The organism is Mesorhizobium sp. M7A.T.Ca.US.000.02.2.1 (assembly GCF_003996995.1).
Lineage (GTDB): Bacteria > Pseudomonadota > Alphaproteobacteria > Rhizobiales > Rhizobiaceae > Mesorhizobium.
This window is the reverse complement of sequence record NZ_RZTT01000030.1, coordinates 1-20,815: the sequence shown is the minus strand read 5'-3', so window position 1 is coordinate 20,815 and position 20,815 is coordinate 1. Positions and strand designations below refer to the sequence as shown.

Below are 20,815 nucleotides of genomic sequence, written 5' to 3'. Positions count from 1 at the left end.
GGAAGAAAAATGCCCCTTCGCGTCATCTTCATGGGCACGCCGGAGTTTTCGGTGCCGACTTTGCGCGGGATCGCCGAGGCTGGCCATGAGATATCAGCCGTCTATACCCAGCCGCCGCGCGCCGCAGGACGGCGCGGGCTGGAGTTGACGCCATCGCCGGTGCAGCGCGAGGCGGAGCGGCTGGGCATTGAAGTCCGGGCGCCGGTTTCGCTCAAGGGCGAGGCCGAGCAGGCCGCTTTCCGTGCCTTGCGGGCCGATGTCGCCGTGGTCGTCGCCTATGGCTTGCTGCTGCCGAAGGCCGTTCTCGAGGCGACCCGGCTCGGCTGCATCAACGGCCATGCGTCGCTTCTGCCGCGCTGGCGCGGTGCCGCGCCGATCCAGCGCGCCATCATGGCCGGCGACCTGGAAAGCGGCATGATGGTGATGCGCATGGAAGAGGGGCTGGACACCGGCCCGGTCGGGCTGGTTGAAAAATGCGCCATCGAACCCGATATGACAGCCGGCGATCTGCATGATCGGTTGATGAGTGTCGGTGCTGCCTTGATGGTGGAAGCGCTGGCGCGACTGGAAAGGAATACCCTGACATTCACCACACAAGCTGTGGATGGGGTGACCTACGCCAAGAAAATCGATAAATCCGAGACTCGCGTGGACTGGACTCGCTCAGCAAGTGAGGTCCACAATCATATTCGCGGCCTGTCACCCTTTCCCGGCGCCTGGTCGGAGATAGGAATTGGCGGCCGTCAGGAGCGGCTGAAACTGCTTCGCTCGACGCTGTCGCAAGGCCTGTCGCTTTGGGAAGAGTTGGGCGAGTCGGGAGGAATTCTCGATGACCGGCTGACGGTCGCCTGCGGGGCAGGCGCGATCAGGCTGGTCGAAGTTCAACGCGCGGGCGGAAAGCCCGCTGCCGCGTCGGAGTTCCTGCGCGGGGCCAAGATCGAAAAAGGACTGAAATTCTCATGAGCATGATGTCGATACGCGCGGCAACGCCGCGGGATCGCGAGGCCATCCGCCTCGTCGAGGAACACGCTTTCGGCCAGCAGGCGGAGGCCGGTCTGGTCGACGCGCTGGTGACCGGCGGCGACGCTGTTGCCGAACTGGTGGCGGAAGAGGACGGCCAGGTGGTCGGCCACATCCTGTTTTCGCGGCTGTTCGTCCAGAATGGCGGCAAGACTTTCGCGGCCGTGGCGCTGGCACCGCTGGCGGTGGAGCCCTCGTTCCATGGCAGCGGCATCGGCGGCGCGCTGATCCGCGAGGCGCATATCCGCCTCAGGGATGCCGGCGAAACGCTGGCTGTGGTGCTCGGCGACCCCATCTATTACGGGCGTTTCGGATATAGCCACACGCGTGCCGAGAACTTCGAGAGCGAATACCAGGGCGAAGCGCTGCAGGCGCTGGCCTGGGGCGACGCGCCTGAGGCCGGCACGCTGGTCTACGCCTCCGCCTTCACCGCTCTCGCCGCGTAGGCGAGAGCGTATAGCCGCCCGGCATGCCGCGTTTTCGCCTCGACATCGAATATGATGGCAGTCTGTTTGCCGGCTGGCAGCACCAGGCGGATCAGCCTTCGGTGCAACAGGCGATCGAGCGGGCGATCGAAAAATTCTGCGGCGAAGCGATCCGGCTGCGCGCCGCCGGCCGCACCGATGCCGGCGTCCATGCGACCGCGCAGGTGGCGCATGCCGACCTCGCCAAGGCGTGGCCGGGCGACAAGGTGCGCGATGCCGTCAACGCCCATCTGCAGGCGGGCGGGGCGCGTATCGCCATCCTGAAAGCGACAGTCGTCTCCGACAGCTTCGACGCCCGCTTCTCGGCCATCGGCCGCCACTATCTCTACCGCATCCTGAACCGCCGTGCCCCGGCCGCGCTCGACAAGGGCAAGGTATGGTGGGTGCCGAAGCGGCTCGACGCCGGCGCCATGCACGAAGCGGCGAAAGTCCTGCTCGGACGGCATGATTTCACCACCTTCCGCTCGACCCAGTGCCAGGCCAACAGCCCGATCAGGACGCTGGAACGGCTCGATGTGAGCCGACAGGGCGACATGATCGAGGTCAGGGCTTCGGCGCGCTCGTTCCTGCACAATCAGGTACGTTCGATGGTCGGCTCGCTCAAGCGCGTCGGCGACGGCGGCTGGACTGCGGCCGACCTGAAAACGGCGCTCGAGGCGCACGACCGCGCCGCCTGTGGCCAAGTGGCGCCGCCCGACGGGCTGTTTCTCACCGGTGTCGATTATCCAGTCGAGACGAGCCCGGACAGGCTCTGAACTCCGACATCCTCCGGCACGGTGATGCCGAGCAGCGCCTGCAGGCCGAACAGCACCAGCAGCGAGACGATGAACATGCCGACGAAAACGGCGGTGCCGACCGATGCGCCCCTGCCGATCGTGGCGTTGGTCATGCGCCAGGTCAGCACCATCGACAGGGCAAACAGGAACAGCGACACAAGGCTCGCAGCCTGGCTTGCGGACGAGAGGAAAAGCCGGATCAGGGCCGAGGGCAGCATCAGCCAGGCGGTGATGGCCGAAGCCCAGTTGCTGGCGACGACGTAGTGGACGAAGCGGCCGCCTATGCCGGCGCGCGGCGCGATCAGGGCGAGCGCAATCAGCGGCAGCACCCAGGAGCCGATGTCGACCGTCGCCAGGCGCACCAGCATGCTGAAGCGGCCCGCGAAGGCGTCGGGATCGCCGATTTCGTTGGCGATGCCGACCCAGCCGACGATCAGCGCCGGTGCTGCAACGACAATGGCGAAGAAGGAATTCCAGAAGCCGTCGGCCGACAGGTCGAGCAGGCGCAGGCCGTCGGCCTTGCCGAGCATCAATCGCCAGGCGCCCGTCAGCGAAGCTTGGATTTCGTCCGCCGAAAGCATGCCGTTCAGCCCTGTCCGAACCAGTCTTCTATGAAGCGCTGGTAGATTTGCGTCAGCGTTTCCAAATCGGCAATGGCGACGCGCTCGTCGACCATATGCATTGTCTTGCCGACCAGCCCGAACTCGACCACCGGACAATAGTCCTTGATAAAACGCGCGTCGGACGTTCCACCGGAGGTCGACAGTGTCGGCTCCTTGCCGACCGCCGACTTGATCGAGCCGCGCAGCGTTTCGATCAGCCTATCGTCGCGGGTCAGGAAGACATGGCTCGGCCGGTCGCGCCAGACGAGCTCGTAGTCGACCGGCGTCTTCTTGCCCTGCCGGTACTTCCTGCGCCTGGCCGCCTGGTCGAGCCGGTTATGGATCTCGGCCTGCAGGGTCTCGTCCGTCCAGGTGTCGTTGAAGCGGATGTTGAAGGTCGCGGTCGCTTTGGCCGCAATGACATTGGTGGCGGGGTTGCCGACATCGATGGAGGTGATCTCCAGATTGGTCGGCTGGAAATCCCTGGTTCCCTTGTCGAAAACCGGATGCAGCAAGGCGTCGACCAGGCTCATCAGCCCGCGCACCGGATTGTCGGCAAGCAGGGGATAGGCGACATGGCCCTGGCGGCCATTGACGGTGACCGCGCCGGACATCGAGCCGCGGCGGCCGATCTTGATCATGTCGCCGAGAGCGTCCGGATTGGTCGGCTCGCCGACGACAGAGGCATCCCATTTCTCGCCCCGCGAAGCCGCCCATTCGAGCAGCTTCACCGTGCCGTTGATGGCCGGGCCTTCCTCGTCGCCGGTGATCAGCAGCGAGACCGACCCTTTCGGACCGCCATTGGCCTCGACATGGCGTGCCACGGCGGCGATGAAACAGGCAATGCCGCCCTTCATGTCGACGGCGCCGCGGCCATACATCTCGCCATTGGCGATCTCGGCGGCGAAAGGCGGATGCGTCCAGGCGGCTTCGTCGCCGACAGGCACCACGTCAGTGTGTCCGGCGAACATCAGATGCGGGCCATTGCCGGAGCGCCTTGCATAGAGGTTTTCGATATCGGGCGTGCCGTCTTCGGAAAACACCGGCCGATCGACCAGGAAGCCGAGCGGTTTGAGCATCGTCTCCAGCGCGGTCAGCGCACCGCCCTCAGCGGGCGTCACCGAAGCGCAACGGATAAGGGCGGCGAGGTTTTCGGCGGGATCGGTCGGCAGCGTCATGGCAAAAGCGATAGTCGAAAGCGCAGGGCCTGTCACGGCCAGACATAGGGGCCAGCGTCATGGCTGGCGATGCCGCCAATATTATGGTTTTCATGTCGTATAGCTCCGACCCGGCGCGGCGACAGGATGGCAGACAAGGACAGAAGGATCGTCATAGCCGGTGCCGGCAGCATCGGCTGCTATGCCGGCGGCTGCCTGGCGCTGGCCAACCGAGAGGTCATTCTGCTGGCTCGGCCGCGCATCGAGGCAGCGTTGCGGCAGGGTGGATTGCGGGTCAGCGACCTCCAGGGCCGCGATCGCTCGATCAAGCCCGAGGCGCTTGTCGTCACCGTCGATCCGGCCGCCGCTTTGCCGCTGGCGGACGTGATCCTGGTCACGGTCAAGAGCGGCGCCACCCAGGATATGGCGGATCTTATCAAAGCCCATGCCCGGCCCGACGCCGTGGTGATCAGCCTGCAGAACGGCGTCGACAATGCCGACAGGCTGCGCGCTGAACTTGCCGGACGTACGGTGCTGGCCGGCATGGTGCCGTTCAATGTGGTGCAGTCGCCGGACGGCGAACTGCCGCTGCGCGTTCACCGCGCCAGCGACGGCACGGTAATGGGCGAGGATGGCGCCGCCGGCCTGGTCGGCCTGCTTGGCGTCGAAGGGTTTGCGGTCGAAGCCCATGGCGACATGAAAGCCGTGCTGTGGGGCAAGCTGCTGATGAATTTGAACAACGCGCTGGTGGCGCTTTCCGGCCTGCCGCTGGCGACCGAACTGGCCGATCGGCGCTGGCGGCTGATCCTGGCCGGCCAGATCGACGAGGCCCTGAGAGCGATGAGAGCGTCCGGCATCGAGCCGGCGCGGATCGCCGGCCTGCCGCCGGCGTTGCTGCCGAAGGTGCTCAGGCTGCCGGACTGGCTGTTCAAGCTGCTGGCGCGGCGCTTGCTGGCGATCGACCTGCAGGCGCGCTCGTCGATGTGGGACGATCTTCAGCGCGGCCGGCCGACAGAGATCGACGACCTGCAAGGCGCCATCTTGCAGCTGGCGGGGAAGGCCGGCACGCCCGTGCCGACGGTTCAGCGGGTCACCGCTTTGGTGCGCGCGGCGGAAGCGGAGCGGCTTGGCTCGCCGGGCCTGGCGCCGGAGCAGGTTGTTGCACCGGCCGGCCGTCGATCAACGTGATCTTCTGCCAGATTTTCCGCGACAGGTTGGATGCCAGGTTCTCGATGTCGTTGACGCCGTCGATGACCACGTCGTCATTGACCGACTGTGCGAACAATGCGGCGATCTTGCCCGTGATCGACAGCATTTCGGAGCAATAGTCGAGGTAACGCGCCAGGTCGGCGGCATTGGTGATGCGGGCCGGCGAGTGCGCCGTCGGCTTGAAATCGGCCGAAAGGGCTGCCGGATCCTTGGTCAGCTGGTGCATGTCGATGACATGGATCAGCGAACGCAGGCCGTGCAGCTGGCGAAACACCCTTTTGCGCTTGATGCGCTCCTCGGTGCGGATCAGAGCAAGCAAGCCCAACACAGCGAGTATGACGGTGTTGATCGAAGCCTCTATGCCTTGCACCGACTGCAGGGCATCGTGGGTTCCCGAAATGCGGTCGATCGGCAAGATAGTACCGACGAACAGGAACACCAGCACACCCGTGACGAAGGCGGCGACGATGAGCCCGCGCAGCCACCAGATCGGTGCTTCGAGCACCTTGGCCGCCTTGGCCAGATCTCGCGACAGCGAGACCAGTTCGGCGGCGACGCCACGCAATCCCGCTTCGGGGAAACGGTCGGCGATCCGCTCTTCCAGCCGCTCGGCGGTTTCGACGATCAGTTTCGGATCAAGCGTGCGGTAGCGCATGTCCGATCGGCCCTCAGGATTGTTCCGGCTCGTTGGTGCGCCGGCCATAGCGGTTGGGTCCAGGCTGCCCTGGAAACAGGCACAACACAAGGAAGGCGACGATCGAGACCACCGGCACGAACAGGATCAGCGCGGCAATGCCCGGCTTGTCCAAATCGTGCAGCCGCTTCACCGCCAGCGCGATGTTCGACCACAGCGAGGCGATGAAGGCGACGAAGAAGATGAACGACCACATGTTGCTCTCGGCCGAGCCTTCCGGCACCAGCGTGAAGCGGTAGAGCGGGAAGGCCTGGATGATGGCGACGAGCAACCCGCCAAGAAAATAGGCCGCGCGACTGACGCGGCCCGAGGTTTTGAAGAAAAGCCAGGTGAGATCTGATCTGTCAGGCAAGCGGGTCCGGTCCATATTGATTGGCGCCTCTGGCGCCTTCGAGAATGCCGCATTCCACCAGAAACCAGATCGGGCCGATGAGCGGCACCAGCATGATCAGGCTCCACCAGCCCGACTTGCCGCGATCATGCCAGCGCTTGGCGTAGACTGCGAGCGCGAAATAGATCGAGGCCAGAGCGATGAGAATGCCGATGATGCCGATCTGGGCGCCACTGGCGGTGGTGAGACGTGTACCGAGGATCGCATCGAGAATGAAGGCAACGATACCAATGACGATGAAAACGCCAATCGCGGCCCAGAACTTGCCACGGTTGATGCGACCATCAAAACTTGTGAGCAGATACTTCCAGTCCATGTCACCCCTCCATATTGAACCAGCGCGACCGATTGTCGCGCCGGCGGAAGGTGCGCTCGCTTTGCGCAAAGATCAATCGCGCAGCAATTCGTTGATCGAGGTTTTGGAGCGGGTCTTGGCGTCGACACGCTTGACGATGACGGCGCAGTAGAGGTTGGGACCCGGCTCGCCGTTCGGAAAGGGCTTGCCCGGCATCGTTCCGGCGACGACGACGGAATTCGGCGGCACTTCGCCATAGAAGATCTCGCCGGTGGCGCGGTCGACGATCTTGGTCGACTGGCCGATGAAGACGCCCATGCCGAGCACCGAGCCTTCGCGCACGATGCAGCCCTCGACCACTTCCGAACGCGCGCCGATAAAACAATTGTCCTCGATGATGGTCGGGCCGGCCTGCATCGGCTCCAGCACGCCGCCGATGCCGACGCCGCCGGACAGATGCACGTTCTTACCGATCTGGGCGCAGGAGCCGACCGAGGCCCAGGTGTCGACCATGGTGCCGCTGTCGACATACGCGCCGACATTGACGAAGGACGGCATCAGCACGGCGCCCGGTGCGACATAGGCCGAACGGCGCACGACCGACGACGGCACGGCTCGGAAGCCCGCCTTTTCGAAATCGACGGCACTCCAGCCGTCGAACTTCGACGGCACCTTGTCCCACCACACCGCCTCGCCGGGTCCCCCCTTGATGATCTCCATCGGGTTGAGCCGGAACGACAACAGCACGGCCTTCTTCAGCCACTGGTTGACATGCCACTTGCCGTCGGCCTGCCGCTCGGCGACGCGGACGGCGCCGCGGTCGAGCAGATCGAGCGCCGACTGGATGGCGTCGCGCGTTTCGCCGCGCGTTGCCGTCGAAATCGCGTCGCGTTCCTCGAAGGCCTTCTCGATGGTCTTTTCGAGGCTCGCCAGATCGGGCTTCGACATGAATTCGCTCCATTACCAAGCTGTTAAGGGGCAACGCCTTAACCTGTTTTGAAAGTCGCGCGGACCCCTTGGCAGGCTTTGCCTGCCTGGATCTTCGCATGTAGCAGGTTCTTGTCACAAAACCGCGGGACACTTTTGCGGAACCTGCTTATGTGAAGCCTTGGTGAGGGTCAATCGCGGCTGCGTCATGGGGCGGCGCAAGTGAAGAATTTGGACGGGTAGAGCATATGACACCTATGGAAAAGGCGGGCTGGACGCCACTGCCGCATTCGGACGAGGATCTGGAGCGGTCGAAGAGTGTGCCGGATACGCCGCAGACGCGTGCCGAAACCTACCGGCTCGCCTGGAACGATCCCGACTTCATGACGCGGCGCGAGTTGCGCGCGGTCCGGCTGCAGCTTGAACTCCTGAAACCGGAAATGATCCTGGCCGAACGCGGCATCCGTTCGACGGTGATCCTGTTCGGCGGCGCGCGCCTGCCGGAACCCGGCGGCGAGGCCTGGGCGGCCAAGAACGAGACGCAGAAGAAGAACCTCGAGGAGAACAGCAAATACTACGAGGAAGCGCGCAAATTCGCCCGCCTCTGCTCGCAGCAGTCGGCTACCTCCTATTACCGCGAATATGTCGTGGTGACCGGTGGCGGGCCCGGCGTGATGGAAGCGGGAAACCGCGGCGCCGACGATGTCGGCGCGCCGTCGATCGGCCTCAACATCGTCCTGCCGCACGAGCAGGCGCCGAACATCTATGTGACGCCGGAGCTCTGCTTCAACTTCCATTATTTTGCTATCCGCAAGATGCATTTCGTCATGCGCGCCAAGGCGGTCGCGGTGTTTCCGGGTGGCTTCGGCACGATGGACGAATTCTTCGAGACGCTGACCCTGATCCAGACAGGGCGCATGGAGCGCGTGCCGGTGATCCTGTTCGGCAAATCCTTCTGGAAGCGGGCGATTGATCTCGATTTTCTCGCCGAGCAGGGCACGATCAGCCCCGGCGATCAGGACATCATCGACTTCGTCGACACCGCCGACGAAGCCTGGGGGATCATCAGCCGGTTCTACAAGTTAGGGGAGTAGGGAAATGGGGAATTGAAGAGCTGACGAATTGAAGAACTGGGGAACTCGGGGAATCCGTAGAGACCGTCCTTCATTCTTCAATTCTTCAATTCTTCAATTCTTCAATTCCCCTCTTCCTTCCCCCTCCACAATCGCCGTCAGAAACCCCGCCAGGTCGTCGGTGACGAAATCGACGTCGTCCTCGTTGGTCGGGTCGCGCTCCCAGATCTCGGAAAAGGTCGGCTCGAAATTGCGCGGCACGATAAGCACCGTGGTCATGCCGAGCGACTTCGGCACCGACAGGTTACGGGCAAGGTCTTCGAACATCACCGCATTGTGGCCGGTGACGGCGTGGAGTTCGGCGAACTTCTCGTAGGTCTGGCGCGCCGGCTTGGGATTGAGCCCGGCGGCGACGATGTCGAAGATGTCGTCGAAATGGTCGAGGATGCCGAGTTGGCGCGCGGTGCGCTCGGCGTGCCTGCGGTCGCCATTGGTGAAGATGAACTTGCGGCCCGGAAGCTGGCGGATGGCGGTGCCGAGAACGGGGTCTGGCACCAGCCATGAATAGTCGATGTCGTGGACCTTCTCGAGGAAATCATCGGGGTCGATGCCATGACGTGTCATCAGGCCGTTCAGCGTCGTGCCATATTCGCGGTAGAGTTCCTTCTGCAACTTGCGCGCATCGTCGCGCGGCAATGCCAGCAGCTCGCCGACATAGGCGGTCATCTTGACGTCGATCTGCGAGAACAGATTCGAATGATGCGGATAGAGCGTGTTGTCGAGATCGAAAACCCAGTCGGTGACATGGGCGAAGCGGGCGGGGTCAGGGAGCGTGGTCATGGGCTCCTTATGGCATGAAACGCGCATTCCGGAAGCGACTTTATCCACAACTTCTGCTCGTTGAGGTTGCGTAAATCGCCTCACGATTCAAATTTTAGGCATCTGGGAAAGGTGGCCTTTAGGGCTTGCTGGCAGAGAGGCAGTCTTGTGGGAGCAAGCGATGAACAGCATAATTCTGAGATCCGCCGCCGTTGCTTTCGCCTCAGTCGCGGCCTCTCTCCTGCTGACCCTGATCATCGTTCCGGCCATGGGATTTCCGGTCAACCGCACGATCTGGCTGACCTCCACCCTCTGTCCGCTGGTGCTGGCGTGGGCTGCCAGCGCAAGCACTTTCTGGCAAAGCGACAGGCTGAAAAACGCGCATCGCGATCTCGCCCGAGCCCATGCCCAGCTCGCCGCCGCGCATCGCCGCCTGGCGGAAAAGGCGAGCCGCGACGACATGACCGGCATGCTCAACCGGGAAAGTTTCTTTGCCGCGCTCGACGGTTCGCGCCGCAAGTCCGATCGCGGCGCGCTGCTGATCATCGATGCCGACCACTTCAAGACCATTAACGACAATTTTGGCCACCTGACAGGTGATGACGCGCTGCTTTTGATCGCCAGCGCGATCCAGCGCGGCGTGCGCAGCGGCGATGTGCTCGGCCGCATCGGCGGCGAGGAGTTCGGCGCCTTCCTGATCGGCGCCACCGAGCAGGAGGCCAAGCGCGTCGCCGAGCGAATTCGCCGCGAAGTGGAGCTGATCCGCTTCCGGCCCGTCGACGAGCGGACCATTCCGCTCACGGTCAGCATCGGCGGCACTGTCTGCGGCGAGGAAGCCAGTGTGTCGGAGCTGATGCGCGCCGCCGACCGGCGCCTCTACCAGGCCAAGCACCAGGGCCGTAACCTGACGATCATCGACACCGGCATTTCCGAGGCGGCGTGATCCGATCTGCCGCAACCGGCCTGTTAAGAAAATTCTAACCCTGTTTGCACTCGGTTGTACCGCTTAGCCGGGTTTTCACTGCTTTGCGGCCAGACTTGGCACGATACTGGCTTCCACGGTGATGCATGTGTCGTTCCGGGAATTGCCGTTCTGGGAACGCCATGCAGTGCCGAAGCCCAGCCGAGAGACCAGCCATGAGTTTCATCATCAAGAAAATGTCACGCCGCGCGCTCGTGCAGGCGTTGATCGCATTGCCTGCCCTGTCTTTGTTCCGCAAGTTGCCTGATGCCGATGCAGCCGATCCTGAGCCCAACCCGAACGAGATCGTCGAGGTCAATGGCTGGATTCTGAGGCGGAGCGACCTGGCATGATCTTCGACAGCTACGAGGCGTATCGCGCCGCGAACTTCACCCCAAAAGTGTGCATCCTAGGCTCCGGTCCGGCCGGCACGACCATTGCCCGCAAGCTTGGCGCGGCCGGCATTCCGGTGGTGGTGATGGAGGCCGGTCCGCGCGAATTCAGCGACGAGTCGCAGGACTTTTACCGTGGCAGCACGGTCGGCGATTTCTATTTCGATCTCGACATAACCCGGCTGCGGTTGATGGGCGGCAGTTCCAACCACTGGGCCGGCTGGTGCCGCGTGCTCGACAAGCAGGATTTCGAGCCGAAGGCCTGGGTACCCGATACGGGCTGGCCGATCCGCCGCACCGACATCGAACCCTATCTGCCGGAAGTGCGCGACATTCTCGACCTTCCGGCCCTCCGGCCAGATGTGCCGATCTCGGACGACATTCACTGGGTGCAGCTGATCAAGAGCCCGGCCGTGCGCTTCGCCGAGAAGTTCGGCGATGAACTCGACAAGGCCAAGAACATCGCGGTGGTGCTCAACACTTGTGCCACCGAACTTTCCGGCGACGGCAAACGTGTGACGGGCGCCAGACTGTGGTCGAACGGGCAGGATGCCGGCTCCTTCAGTGCCGACTATTTCATCGTCTGCACCGGCGGGCTGGAGAATTCGCGGCTGCTTCTGTGGTCGAACCAGCGTTCGAACGGCGGCGTCGTGCCGAATGCGACGGCGCTTGGCCGCTACTGGATGGAGCATCCGACCTTCGAGGGCGGCAACGCGATCCTGGCCGACTACAACGCGTTCGAGGTCGACGCCGTCAATGAGGCCTTCTTCTCGCCGGCCCTTGCCGCCATGGAGCGGCTGCAGATCATGAATTTCGGCATCCGGCTGATCGAGACGCCGTATCCCGGCGTCAAGAGCCTTATCGCCGACCTCGCCTGCACGGCACCCGACATGGCCGAGTGGATGTCCTCCAAGCTCAGTCAGAGACTGCGCTGCGCCGCCCAGCTCTACGTCGCCTGGGAACAGGCGCCGCTGGCCTCCAACCAGATCGAGTTGTCGAAGACCGATGTCGACCATGCCGGCGTGCCACGCATCGAATTGCACTGGAAGAAATCGGAAATGGAGCGCCGCACCCTGCTCGAAGGGCTCAGACTGTTCGGCAAGACGCTGATCGAGAAGAATCTCGGCCGCGTGCGTATTGCCGACTGGATCAGCAATGGTCAGGATTATCCGACCAACGACGAGACGGCGGGCCATCATCACATGGGCGGCACGCGCATGGGCACCGACGTCAGCAAGAGCGTGGTCGACGCCAACTGCAAGGTGCACGGCATGGACAATCTCTATGTCGGCGGCTCCTCGGTGTTCTGCACGTCGGGCCAATGCAACCCGACGACGACGATCACCGCGCTGGCCTGCGGCTGGGCGACCATCTGAGCAAGGTGGTCACCGCCTGACGGCCGCAGGGCAACTGCTGCCTAGAGCGTCGCCGGGTCGAGCGCCGGCTGGTCCTTGCGTCGGGCGACGATCGCCGCGAAATCGGCGGTCTGGAAGGCATCGCGCAAGGCGTCGAAGGACGGCAGCACGAAATAGGCGCGCTGGAACTTGTCGATCTCGTAGCCGGTGCGCATCACCGTTTCCAGGTCGAAGGGCACGTGGTGGGCGTCCTTGCCTTCGACCGCGAACTGCAGCTCGGTAAACGACGACATCAGGCCGGCGCCAAAGGCCTTTAGCGGCTGGCCGGCCTCCTGCATCAAGCCGTATTCGGCCGTGTACCAGTAGAGCCTGGAAATCATCTCGTCGCCGCCCAGCGCGATGATGTCGCCGGCCTTCTCGCCATACATCTGCATGAAGTCGGCGAACACCGGTTGCGACAGCGCCGGCACGTGGCCGAAGAAATCATGGAACATGTCGGGCTCGACAATGTAGTCGAGCTCCTGCCTCGTCCGCAGCCAGTTGGTGACCGGGAAGCGGCGATCGGCGAGATGATCGAAAAACGGGGCCGCGGGAATGAGACCGGGCACCGCGACGATCTCCCAGCCGGTCAATTTGCGCAGCTTGGCGCTGACCTCGTCGAAATCGGGAATACGGTCGAGCAGGCCAAGTTTTTCGACGCCGTCGAGATAGGAATGGTGGGCGAGCTTGCGCGTCAATTTGGTCTGGCGGTCGCACAGCGTGCGCCACACCGCCTGCTCTTCTTCGCTGTAATCATAACCCTGGGACACGGTGAAATCGGCGCGGCAGACCGAATAGTCACCGCGCAATCCTTGCGCCGCGCAGTCGCGGGCATATTCGGCAACGCTCATCGTCGTCATGGTTTTCCTCCTCGCAAATCATCAATGGCTGACGTGCCGAAAGGCTAACCGGATTTGCCGAGGCAAATCGGTTTTGATGATGGCTCGAACGGAATATTTTGGATAACATCCACTCACAAAACCCTCTATCGGAGTGAAAATGCCTCAATTCGACGATTTCGAGATCAAGATGCTCGATGTCCTGCAGCGCGACGGGCGCAAGCCGGTTTCCGAACTGGCGCAAGAGATCGGCCTGTCGACGACGCCGTGCGCGCGGCGCTTCGAGGCGCTGCAGGAGGCCGGCATCATCAAGGGATTTGCCGCGGTGATCAGCCGCCGCGCGGTCGGCCTGATGGTCGAGGTGTTCATCCAGGTGCGCCTGGTCAGCCACAGCGACGGCTCGCCCGAAAGCTTCATCGCCGCCGTGCAGCGCATGGACGAGGTGTCCTCGTGCTGGACGATGACCGGCGACCACGACTTTCTGCTGCATGTCATGGTGCCGTCGGTCGACGAGCTCAACGCTTTCGTCATGCACCGGCTGATGCGGCTCGACGGCGTGCGGGACGTCCACACGCAGTTGGTGCTGCAGAACATCAAGGGGCCGGGCCATGTGCCGCTCGGGCATCTCAGGCGATGACAATGCCTCTCTTCGCACTCCTTGGGGAAAAGCTGCACGCAAACTGCTGAAACGGGCCAAGCGCGTGTCCACATCGCCGGCCAGCTTGCGTGGACCAACCGCCCAGAGGTCCGCCATGAAAATCGTCCTGATCAATCCGCCGCACACCGCCATCGGCAGCCGCGTGCCCGACGATCATTTGCCGCCGCTCGGCCTGCTGGCGATCGGCGGGCCGCTGATCGATGCCGGCCATCAGGTGCGCCTCGTCGACGCCGAGTTTGGGCCTATGCCGCTGGATGACGTCGTACGCAACGCACTGGATGACCACCCCGACTTCGTCCTGATCGGCCATTCCGGCTCGACCTCGGCGCACCCGACCGCCTTGCTGATTGCTGAGCAGATCAAGCAGCGGGAGCCGGCGACCATCATCATCTATGGCGGCGTTTTCCCGACCTATCATTGGCGCGACATCCTGGCCGCCACCGATGCCTTCGACTTCATCGTGCGCGGCGAGGGCGAGGCGACCGTCGTGGCGCTGGTCGAGGCGCTGGAAATGCGCCAGCCGCCGGCGAGCGTGGCCGGCATTGCCTATCGCGACGATCTCGGCCGTCCCGTCGCCACACAGGCGGCCATGACCATTGCCGACCTCGACGCCTACCGCGTCGGCTGGGAGCTGATCGACCATACCAGTTACAGCTACTGGGGCGGCAAGCGCGCCGTGGTCATGCAGTTTTCGCGCGGCTGCCCGCATCTGTGCAACTATTGCGGCCAGCGCGGCTTCTGGACCCGCTGGCGGCATCGCGATCCGGTGAAATTCGCCAGGGAGATCGCCTGGCTGCACCGCGAGCACGGCATCGAGCTGATCAATCTCGCCGACGAGAATCCGACGGTCTCGAAGAAGGCCTGGCGTGCCTTCCTCGACGCCCTTATCGCCGAGAACGTGCCAGTGCTGATCGTCGGTTCGACCCGTGCCGACGACATCGTGCGCGATGCCGACATCCTGCATCTCTACCGCAAGGCCGGTGTCATCCGCTGGCTGCTCGGCATGGAAAACACCGACGAGCAGACGCTGCAATTGATCCGCAAGGGCGGCAGCATCTCATCCGACCGCGAGGCGATAAGGCTGCTGCGCCTCAACGGCATCCTGTCGATGGCGACCTGGGTGGCCGGCTTCGAGGACGAAGGGTTTCGCGACCTGTGGCGCGGCTTTCGCCAGCTCATCGCCTACGACCCGGACCAGATCCAGGCGCTTTATGTGACGCCGCATCGCTGGACGCCGTTCTTCCGCATCGCGCGGGATCGCAAGGTGATCCAACAGGATGCGCGCCTGTGGGACTACAAGCACCAGGTGCTGCAGATGACGCGGCTGAAACCCTGGATGCTGTTCTTCAGTGTCAAGCTGATCGAGCTGGCTGTGCAGTCGCGGCCGAAGGCGCTGGCCCGCATCCTGTTCCACAAGGATCCCGAGCAGCGCCATTCGATGCGCTGGTACACGCAGATGGGCCGCCGCGTGTGGTTCCGCGAGGTCTGGGGCTTTCTGGTCCGCGACATCAGGGTGAAAGACGGCCCGACGCTGGCCGAATTCTGGGGCGCGCCGCAGGACGCCGAGGAGGAATCGATGTCCGTTCGACGCCCGGTACGCAAGCTGGCACCGCCCGAGGTCACGATTTTGCCGAGTGCCTGACTGTTGCTGTGCCCTGGTTAAGGGGTGTTGAGATTCAGGTCAGGCCGAGCCGAAAACGGTGGCTTTCGAGAACCGGAGCGCAGCGGACGTTCGGGTCCGTGAGCACCGGAAGCGGAGAAAGTCGCCGTTTGCAGGCCGGCATCACCTGAATATCAATGCCCATCAAGGCACGATCAGCGTGCCGGCACCGTGCTCGGTGAACAGTTCCAACAGCACCGCATGCGGCGTCTTGCCGTTGAGGATGACGACGCCTTCGACACCGCGTTCGATCGCTTCGATGCAGGTCTCGACCTTGGGGATCATGCCGCCCGAGACCGTGCCGTCCTTGATCAGCGCCTTGGCCTCGGCCACGGTCAGTTCGTCGATCAGCTTCTTGTTCTTGTCGAGCACACCAGGCACGTCGGTGAGGAACAGCAGGCGCGTCGCCTGGCAGGCGCCGGCAATGGCGCCGGCGAAGGTGTCGGCATTGATGTTGTAGGTGTGGCCGTCGCGGCCTGGCGCCACCGGCGCCAGCACCGGGATCATTTCGGAGCGTGCCAGAAGATCGAGCAAGGTGCGGTCGACCTCGACCGGCTCGCCGACGAAGCCGAGATCGAGCACGCGCTCGATGTTGGAGTCCGGATCGATCATGGTCTTGCGAGCCTTTTCGGCGAAAACCATGTTGCCGTCCTTGCCGCAGAGACCGATCGCCCATTCGCCCTCGGCGTTGATCAGCGCGACGATCTCCTTGTTGATCGAACCGGCCAGCACCATTTCGACGATCTCGACCGTCTTCTGGTCGGTGACGCGCAGGCCGCCCTCGAACTTCGATTCGATGCCCATCTTGGCCAGCATGGCGCCGATCTGCGGGCCGCCGCCATGGACGACGATCGGGTTGACGCCGGACTGCTTGAGCAGCGCGATGTCGCGCGCGAAGGCCTTGCCGAGTTCGATATCGCCCATGGCATGGCCGCCATATTTCACCACGACCGTCTTGTGTTCGTAGCGCTGCATGTAGGGCAGCGCCCGCGACAACAGGGCTGCCTGCATTTCGGCGGTGGCGGTTATTTCCGTCATCGGTTTGGTTCCCGGCTTTTTATTTTAAGCACGTCGTTGTCTCAAAACCCCTGGACACTTTTGGGCGACATGCATCAGGTAAGGACGGCGGCGTCTTAGCGGGAATTGGCGCCGCCCGCAAATGGCTTTGCTGTCATATTCAAGCGCTTCACGACCTCGTCATCGTGTCGGCACCATCAGCGGCGCCCTGCGGTCCAGCCAACCCGAGATCTTCTCCATCTGCGCGGCGAGCGACAAAAGCGTCTCTTCGTCGCCCGGACGGCCGGCCGCCTGGACGCCGAGCGGCAGGCCGGCGTCAGTGACATGGACCGGCAGCGCGATCGACGGCTGGCCGCTGACATTCTGGATCGCCGGCCAATGGGTGAACCAGAGGCTCTTGTCCATCAATTGGCCGAAGAACGGCTTCAGCTTCAGCAAGGGTGTCAGGTGAAGCTTGTCGAGCAGGTTCTCGATGAGCTCGTCGGCGCCTTTGGGATCCATGGCGCCGCAGGCGAGCGGCGGGTGGGCAATGACCGGCATCAGCACGGCATCATACTGCGCGGTCTCCGAAATCAGCTGCCGCGAGGCGGCATGCAGCCGCTGCAGGTCGGCATAGGTCTCGCCGGCCGACACTATTTCGCCGAAGCGGGCGAGCACCCGCGTCGCCCGCTCGATGTCGCCGGTAACGGAACGGCCGACACGCAGCGCTTCGGCCCGCATCGTGCCGGCGACTGCGGAGGCAACCGTCCTGCAGAAATCGGCGAAGAACTCGCGGCCGATAAAGGGCAGGTCGATCTCCTTGACCGTGTGGCCGCCCTCGCGGGCAAGCGCCATCGCCGTGTCGAGCGCCTTGAGCGTCTCGTCCGAGATCGGCAGGCCAAGCGGGGATTTGCGGTACACGGCCAGGCTGAGCTTGCCGGGATCGCGCGCGGCAGCGGCCGCGAACGTGCCCTTCGGCGGCGGCGCGGCATAGGGCGACAGAGGATCGGACCCATGGGTGAGGTCGAGCAGCAGCGCGCAATCACGCACCGAACGGGTGAGCGCATGGTCGACGACCATGCCGTACCAGCTTTCGCTCACCAGCGGCGTCAGCGGGGTGCGGCCGCGCGACGTCTTCAGGCCGACAAGCCCGGTGCAGGCGGCAGGCACGCGGATCGAGCCGCCGCCATCGGAGGCATGTGCCACCGGCACGACGCCGGCTGCGACCAGTGCAGCCGAACCGCCCGAAGAGCCGCCGCTGGTGTGACCGGTGTTCCACGGATTGCGGGTGATGCCGAAGGCCCTGGATTCGGTCATCAATCGAAGCCCGTGCTCCGGCGATATCGAGGTGACGATCGGGATAAGCCCGGCAGCGAGATAGCGGTCGGTCAGCACCGAATTGACATCGGCCAGCCATGCCGGAATGCGGCTGCCGCCATGCGTCGGCACGCCCTTGATGGCGATGCCTAGATCCTTGATGGCGAAGGGAACACCGGCCAGCGGCAGCGAGGGGTCGACGGTCTTGGCGCGGGCCCGCGCGGCATCGTAGAGCGGCTCGGCCGTGGCATTGATGTCGGGACGGGTGGCCTCGGCGCGGGCGATCGCGGCGTCGGTCAGCTCGACGGCCGAAACCTCGCCCTTGCGGACCAGATCGGCGAGGCCCGCGGCATCTTCCTCCCAAAGGATCCGTTCGACCGACATGCGCGCTCCCCCATCACTGAGGGCAAGCTAGCCAGTGGCGATTCCATTGGCAATCGGTCGACGGACCCGGCTGGCGACACACAAAAGCTTAGGCGTGCACAAGGTTATTTCCGCCGTTGCAAATACATTGCAATCGCCTAACTTGCCGCAGATGACGCCGCAGAACATCACCAAGCTGATCGTCCGGACTTCGATGAAGGATCGGGCCGCGTTCGATCTGCTTTACCGGCAGACCAGCGCGAAACTTTTTGGCGTCTGTCTTCGTGTATTGAACGACCGGGGAGATGCGGAAGAAGCGCTACAGGAAGTCTTCGTCAAGATATGGACGAAGGCGGATCGTTTTGCCGTCTCCGATCTAAGCCCGATCTCCTGGCTGGTGGCAATTGCGCGTAATCATGCGATCGATCGCATACGAGCGCGGCGCAGGCCTGCCGCCGACCTCGATGCCGCGCTCGACGTGGCCGATCCGGCGCCGGGGCCTGAAGCGATGGCGGTGGCGGGCGACGAATCCGAACGTATCCACCATTGTCTCGATGAGTTGGAGAAGGACCGGGCAGCCGCCGTCCGGGGCGCCTATCTCAAGGGCGAGAGCTATGCCGAACTGGCGGAGCGCCATGGCGTGCCGCTGAACACGATGCGTACATGGCTGCGCCGCAGCCTGTTGAAACTCAGAGAATGTCTGGAAAGATGACGCTGGCAGAAGACACAGGACCGGAACGTGGAGGCGACGACCTGCTCGCCGCCGAATACGTTCTCGGCGTGCTCGATGCCGACGAACGCCAGATCGTCGCCCGCCGCATCGATGCGGATACGGTTTTTGCTCGTCTTGTCGAGGGCTGGGAGGTCAGTCTCTCGCCGCTGGCCGCCGCCTACCCGAAAATCGAGCCGCCGGTTTCGGTGAAGACCGCGGTCGACCGCCGGCTGTTCGCGAACGCTGCCGCCGTGACCACGCCCGCCGAATCGCGCGGCGGCCTGTGGTCCAGCCTGGCCTTCTGGCGCGGCCTTGCCGCGGCCGCGGTTGCGGCACTGGCGATTTACATCCTCGTGCCCACTCTCAACCCACCGGTCGAGCAGCCGCAAGCGCGCCTCGTCGCTTCGCTGGCCGCCGAAGGCAGCGACGTCAGATACCTCGCCGTCTATGATGCCGCGCATCACGAAGTCGGCCTGTCGCATGTCTCCGGTGAGCGTGCTTCCGGCAAGGACTTCGAGCTGTGGATGATCGAGGGCAAGAACCCGCCGGTCTCGATGGGCGTCATTCCGACCGGTGCTACGGCGCACATCGTCGTCTCGCCGGCGGCCCAGCAGAAGCTTGCCCAGGGCGCGGTGCTTGCAGTCAGCCTCGAGCCGTCAGGCGGTTCGCCGACCGGACAGCCGACCGGACCGGTGGTCGCCGCCGGCGACCTGAAGAGCATCTGACCGGCTCTTGGCGTCGCCAGACTCAAAATAGAGTACCTGAAGTGTATCTCCCACCTTCCACGCCCGTAGACAGCATGGTAGCCGGCAAGCGGTTGCGTGGCAAAATCTCTTCGGCATCCCGGGCAAAATAAAAAAATAGGAATATTTCTGAAACTCCCGCACTTCTGTTCCGTATCTCCTCGCGTCCCCAAAAATGGGAAGAGAACCCGAGGAGTTTGACATCATGCGTAGATACGCCACCCTTTTGCTCGCCGGTACGATCGCCGTTTCGGCCCTTGCCACCGCTGCCTATGCCGAAAACCCGATGGTTGGCGGCGCCGCGATGTATGCTAACAAAAACATCGTCGAGAACGCCGTGAACTCGAAGGACCACACCACGCTGGTCGCCGCCGTGAAGGCCGCCGGCCTTGTCGAAACGCTGCAGGGCGCCGGTCCGTTCACCGTGTTCGCTCCGACCAACGAAGCCTTCGCGGCTCTTCCGGCCGGGACGGTCGAGACGCTGCTCAAGCCTGAAAACAAGGACAAGCTCACCAAGATCCTGACCTGCCATGTCATCGGCGCCAAGGCGATGGGGGCGGATGTCGCCGCGATGGCCAAGGCTGACGGCGGCGCCCACAAGGTCAAGACGGTCGGCGGCTGCGAGCTGTCGCTCAAGGCCGACGGCGGCAAGGTCACCGTCACCGACGAGAACGGCAATGTCGCCAATGTGACGGTCGCCGATGTCGAACAGTCCAATGGCGTCATCCACGTCATCGACAAGGTTCTTTTGCCCAAGATGTAACAAGGGGATTGCTGCCGGCGAACTGGCAGCAAGGGCCCTCCGTCGATTGCACGATCCCGCTCCCGTGATCCGCAATTGACCCGCGCACTCCGCGCCGCCCATATTCGGATGTGGGAGGGCGCGGAGTGTTCGTTCGAGGGGGCTACCGTCACCGGCTTTTGATTTCCGCGCGGCGGTATAGTTTGGCAAAAGGACATCAGGAGGAACCGGTCATGAACCGTCGCGACTTTCTTTTGAGCGGTGCCGCCGCCATCGGCGTCGTCGGGGCCGCAGCAACGATGCTGCGCATGGGCGATCCGCAGGCAGCACAGGCCGCCGAAAAATTCGAAGTCACCAAGACCGACGCCGAGTGGAAAGCCATCCTGTCGCCGGCCGCCTTCGACGTGCTGCGCAAGGAAGGCACGGAGTATCCCGGCACCAGCCCGCTGCTCAACGAACACCGTAAGGGCATCTTCGCCTGTGCCGGCTGCGACCTGCCGGTCTATTCGTCGGAGACGAAATTCGATTCCGGCACCGGCTGGCCGAGCTTCTGGCAAGAGATCCCCAAGGCTATCGGCACGACCGTGGAC

General features: G+C 63.7%; 23 protein-coding genes and 1 pseudogene. 14 read left to right on the top strand and 10 right to left on the bottom strand.

Annotated elements, in window-relative coordinates; translation table 11 throughout:
- The first annotated feature begins 9 nt into the window (after positions 1–9).
- From fmt to truA, 3 genes are read left to right on the top strand one after another with little or no spacing between them, the layout of a single operon-like run.
- On the top strand, positions 10–963 hold the full coding sequence (gene fmt / locus EOD15_RS05070) for a methionyl-tRNA formyltransferase (RefSeq protein ID WP_127318312.1): 954 nt from the start codon (positions 10–12) through the stop codon (positions 961–963).
- The gene (locus EOD15_RS05065; RefSeq protein WP_127271002.1) at positions 960–1,466 is read left to right on the top strand and encodes an N-acetyltransferase; all 507 of its coding nucleotides are present in this window, start codon (positions 960–962) and stop codon (positions 1,464–1,466) included. The genes fmt and EOD15_RS05065 overlap by 4 nt, the downstream gene beginning before the upstream one ends.
- A 23-nt stretch (positions 1,467–1,489) precedes the next feature.
- A complete protein-coding gene (gene truA, locus EOD15_RS05060; protein ID WP_127318314.1) occupies positions 1,490–2,260 on the top strand; it encodes a tRNA pseudouridine(38-40) synthase TruA in 771 nt (256 codons plus the stop codon).
- Here truA and EOD15_RS05055 read toward each other — a convergent pair.
- Positions 2,227–2,862 (bottom strand): transporter, encoded by a 636-nt coding sequence (locus EOD15_RS05055; RefSeq protein ID WP_127318316.1) that lies wholly within the window; start codon positions 2,860–2,862, stop codon positions 2,227–2,229. The two genes, truA and EOD15_RS05055, sit on opposite strands and share 34 nt — an antisense overlap.
- Positions 2,863–2,867: 5 nt before the next feature.
- A complete protein-coding gene (dapE, locus tag EOD15_RS05050) occupies positions 2,868–4,061 on the bottom strand; it encodes a succinyl-diaminopimelate desuccinylase (RefSeq protein ID WP_127273255.1) in 1,194 nt (397 codons plus the stop codon).
- Between the two features lie 126 nt (positions 4,062–4,187).
- Between dapE and EOD15_RS05045 the strand changes: the two genes are divergently transcribed.
- A complete protein-coding gene (locus tag EOD15_RS05045) occupies positions 4,188–5,228 on the top strand; it encodes a 2-dehydropantoate 2-reductase (protein ID WP_127318318.1) in 1,041 nt (346 codons plus the stop codon).
- On the opposite strand, the gene EOD15_RS05040 is transcribed toward EOD15_RS05045, so the two are convergent.
- The 4 genes from EOD15_RS05040 to dapD form a co-directional block, all read right to left on the bottom strand.
- Positions 5,131–5,904 carry a hypothetical protein gene (locus EOD15_RS05040; RefSeq protein ID WP_127318320.1) on the bottom strand — a complete coding sequence of 258 codons (774 nt, stop codon included), beginning with the start codon at positions 5,902–5,904 and terminating at the stop codon, positions 5,131–5,133. The two genes, EOD15_RS05045 and EOD15_RS05040, sit on opposite strands and share 98 nt — an antisense overlap.
- Before the next feature lie 13 nt (positions 5,905–5,917).
- The gene (locus EOD15_RS05035) at positions 5,918–6,295 is read right to left on the bottom strand and encodes a DUF805 domain-containing protein (protein ID WP_023810766.1); all 378 of its coding nucleotides are present in this window, start codon (positions 6,293–6,295) and stop codon (positions 5,918–5,920) included.
- Positions 6,288–6,650 (bottom strand): DUF805 domain-containing protein, encoded by a 363-nt coding sequence (locus EOD15_RS05030; protein WP_127318322.1) that lies wholly within the window; start codon positions 6,648–6,650, stop codon positions 6,288–6,290. The genes EOD15_RS05035 and EOD15_RS05030 overlap by 8 nt, the downstream gene beginning before the upstream one ends.
- 72 nt (positions 6,651–6,722) lie before the next feature.
- On the bottom strand, positions 6,723–7,577 hold the full coding sequence (gene dapD, locus EOD15_RS05025) for a 2,3,4,5-tetrahydropyridine-2,6-dicarboxylate N-succinyltransferase (protein ID WP_127269742.1): 855 nt from the start codon (positions 7,575–7,577) through the stop codon (positions 6,723–6,725).
- Between the two features lie 227 nt (positions 7,578–7,804).
- Between dapD and EOD15_RS05020 the strand changes: the two genes are divergently transcribed.
- Positions 7,805–8,650, top strand: a complete 846-nt coding sequence (locus tag EOD15_RS05020) for an LOG family protein (protein ID WP_013528481.1) — start codon at positions 7,805–7,807, stop codon at positions 8,648–8,650.
- Between the two features lie 93 nt (positions 8,651–8,743).
- Here the strand turns inward: EOD15_RS05020 and EOD15_RS05015 are convergent, their stop codons facing one another.
- The gene (locus tag EOD15_RS05015; RefSeq protein ID WP_127318324.1) at positions 8,744–9,469 is read right to left on the bottom strand and encodes a pyrimidine 5'-nucleotidase; all 726 of its coding nucleotides are present in this window, start codon (positions 9,467–9,469) and stop codon (positions 8,744–8,746) included.
- A 160-nt stretch (positions 9,470–9,629) separates the two neighbouring features.
- On the opposite strand from EOD15_RS05015, the gene EOD15_RS05010 reads away from it, so the two are divergent.
- The 3 genes and pseudogenes from EOD15_RS05010 to EOD15_RS05000 all read left to right on the top strand — a co-directional run bounded on the left by EOD15_RS05010 (position 9,630) and on the right by EOD15_RS05000 (position 12,197).
- Positions 9,630–10,391, top strand: a complete 762-nt coding sequence (locus EOD15_RS05010) for a GGDEF domain-containing protein (protein ID WP_127269432.1) — start codon at positions 9,630–9,632, stop codon at positions 10,389–10,391.
- Between the two features lie 194 nt (positions 10,392–10,585).
- Positions 10,586–10,762, top strand: a complete 177-nt coding sequence (locus tag EOD15_RS05005) for a hypothetical protein (protein ID WP_127269433.1) — start codon at positions 10,586–10,588, stop codon at positions 10,760–10,762.
- Positions 10,759–12,197, top strand: a pseudogene (locus EOD15_RS05000) (GMC family oxidoreductase). Before EOD15_RS05005 ends, EOD15_RS05000 begins: the two are co-directional and overlap by 4 nt.
- A 21-nt stretch (positions 12,198–12,218) precedes the next feature.
- Here EOD15_RS05000 and phhA read toward each other — a convergent pair.
- The gene (gene phhA, locus EOD15_RS04995; RefSeq protein WP_127318326.1) at positions 12,219–13,055 is read right to left on the bottom strand and encodes a phenylalanine 4-monooxygenase; all 837 of its coding nucleotides are present in this window, start codon (positions 13,053–13,055) and stop codon (positions 12,219–12,221) included.
- 139 nt (positions 13,056–13,194) lie between these two features.
- On the opposite strand from phhA, the gene EOD15_RS04990 reads away from it, so the two are divergent.
- Positions 13,195–13,671: an Lrp/AsnC family transcriptional regulator gene (locus EOD15_RS04990; RefSeq protein WP_027040109.1), complete on the top strand. Its 477-nt coding sequence runs from the start codon at positions 13,195–13,197 to the stop codon at positions 13,669–13,671.
- A gap of 115 nt (positions 13,672–13,786) precedes the next feature.
- The gene (gene bchE / locus EOD15_RS04985; RefSeq protein WP_127318328.1) at positions 13,787–15,334 is read left to right on the top strand and encodes a magnesium-protoporphyrin IX monomethyl ester anaerobic oxidative cyclase; all 1,548 of its coding nucleotides are present in this window, start codon (positions 13,787–13,789) and stop codon (positions 15,332–15,334) included.
- Positions 15,335–15,496: 162 nt separating this feature from the next.
- On the opposite strand, the gene argB is transcribed toward bchE, so the two are convergent.
- Complete coding sequence (gene argB, locus EOD15_RS04980) at positions 15,497–16,390, bottom strand: acetylglutamate kinase (protein WP_013528489.1); 894 nt, start codon at positions 16,388–16,390, stop codon at positions 15,497–15,499.
- Positions 16,391–16,549: 159 nt separating this feature from the next.
- The gene (locus tag EOD15_RS04975; RefSeq protein WP_127318330.1) at positions 16,550–18,049 is read right to left on the bottom strand and encodes an amidase; all 1,500 of its coding nucleotides are present in this window, start codon (positions 18,047–18,049) and stop codon (positions 16,550–16,552) included.
- Between the two features lie 151 nt (positions 18,050–18,200).
- On the opposite strand from EOD15_RS04975, the gene EOD15_RS04970 reads away from it, so the two are divergent.
- From EOD15_RS04970 to EOD15_RS04955, 4 genes are all read left to right on the top strand, one after another.
- Entirely contained in the window at positions 18,201–18,740 is a 540-nt protein-coding gene (locus tag EOD15_RS04970) for a sigma-70 family RNA polymerase sigma factor (RefSeq protein WP_127318338.1), read from the top strand.
- Entirely contained in the window at positions 18,737–19,465 is a 729-nt protein-coding gene (locus tag EOD15_RS04965) for an anti-sigma factor (protein WP_127318332.1), read from the top strand. The genes EOD15_RS04970 and EOD15_RS04965 overlap by 4 nt, the downstream gene beginning before the upstream one ends.
- A gap of 223 nt (positions 19,466–19,688) precedes the next feature.
- Entirely contained in the window at positions 19,689–20,246 is a 558-nt protein-coding gene (locus EOD15_RS04960) for a fasciclin domain-containing protein (RefSeq protein WP_127318334.1), read from the top strand.
- A 212-nt stretch (positions 20,247–20,458) separates the two neighbouring features.
- Positions 20,459–20,815, top strand: a 357-nt coding sequence (locus tag EOD15_RS04955) for a peptide-methionine (R)-S-oxide reductase (RefSeq protein WP_148129493.1), incomplete at its 3' end; no start/stop codon positions are given.

Coding starts and splice junctions, on each gene's coding strand:
- fmt (WP_127318312.1), top strand. CDS start 10: ATGCCCCTTCGCGTCATCTTCATGGGCACGCCGGAGTTTTCGGTGCCG.
- EOD15_RS05065 (WP_127271002.1), top strand. CDS start 960: ATGAGCATGATGTCGATACGCGCGGCAACGCCGCGGGATCGCGAGGCC.
- truA (WP_127318314.1), top strand. CDS start 1,490: ATGCCGCGTTTTCGCCTCGACATCGAATATGATGGCAGTCTGTTTGCC.
- EOD15_RS05055 (WP_127318316.1), bottom strand. CDS start 2,862: ATGCTTTCGGCGGACGAAATCCAAGCTTCGCTGACGGGCGCCTGGCGA.
- dapE (WP_127273255.1), bottom strand. CDS start 4,061: ATGACGCTGCCGACCGATCCCGCCGAAAACCTCGCCGCCCTTATCCGT.
- EOD15_RS05045 (WP_127318318.1), top strand. CDS start 4,188: ATGGCAGACAAGGACAGAAGGATCGTCATAGCCGGTGCCGGCAGCATC.
- EOD15_RS05040 (WP_127318320.1), bottom strand. CDS start 5,904: ATGCGCTACCGCACGCTTGATCCGAAACTGATCGTCGAAACCGCCGAG.
- EOD15_RS05030 (WP_127318322.1), bottom strand. CDS start 6,650: ATGGACTGGAAGTATCTGCTCACAAGTTTTGATGGTCGCATCAACCGT.
- dapD (WP_127269742.1), bottom strand. CDS start 7,577: ATGTCGAAGCCCGATCTGGCGAGCCTCGAAAAGACCATCGAGAAGGCC.
- EOD15_RS05020 (WP_013528481.1), top strand. CDS start 7,805: ATGACACCTATGGAAAAGGCGGGCTGGACGCCACTGCCGCATTCGGAC.
- EOD15_RS05015 (WP_127318324.1), bottom strand. CDS start 9,469: ATGACCACGCTCCCTGACCCCGCCCGCTTCGCCCATGTCACCGACTGG.
- EOD15_RS05010 (WP_127269432.1), top strand. CDS start 9,630: ATGAACAGCATAATTCTGAGATCCGCCGCCGTTGCTTTCGCCTCAGTC.
- EOD15_RS05005 (WP_127269433.1), top strand. CDS start 10,586: ATGAGTTTCATCATCAAGAAAATGTCACGCCGCGCGCTCGTGCAGGCG.
- phhA (WP_127318326.1), bottom strand. CDS start 13,055: ATGACGACGATGAGCGTTGCCGAATATGCCCGCGACTGCGCGGCGCAA.
- EOD15_RS04990 (WP_027040109.1), top strand. CDS start 13,195: ATGCCTCAATTCGACGATTTCGAGATCAAGATGCTCGATGTCCTGCAG.
- bchE (WP_127318328.1), top strand. CDS start 13,787: ATGAAAATCGTCCTGATCAATCCGCCGCACACCGCCATCGGCAGCCGC.
- argB (WP_013528489.1), bottom strand. CDS start 16,390: ATGACGGAAATAACCGCCACCGCCGAAATGCAGGCAGCCCTGTTGTCG.
- EOD15_RS04975 (WP_127318330.1), bottom strand. CDS start 18,049: ATGTCGGTCGAACGGATCCTTTGGGAGGAAGATGCCGCGGGCCTCGCC.
- EOD15_RS04970 (WP_127318338.1), top strand. CDS start 18,201: ATGACGCCGCAGAACATCACCAAGCTGATCGTCCGGACTTCGATGAAG.
- EOD15_RS04965 (WP_127318332.1), top strand. CDS start 18,737: ATGACGCTGGCAGAAGACACAGGACCGGAACGTGGAGGCGACGACCTG.
- EOD15_RS04960 (WP_127318334.1), top strand. CDS start 19,689: ATGCGTAGATACGCCACCCTTTTGCTCGCCGGTACGATCGCCGTTTCG.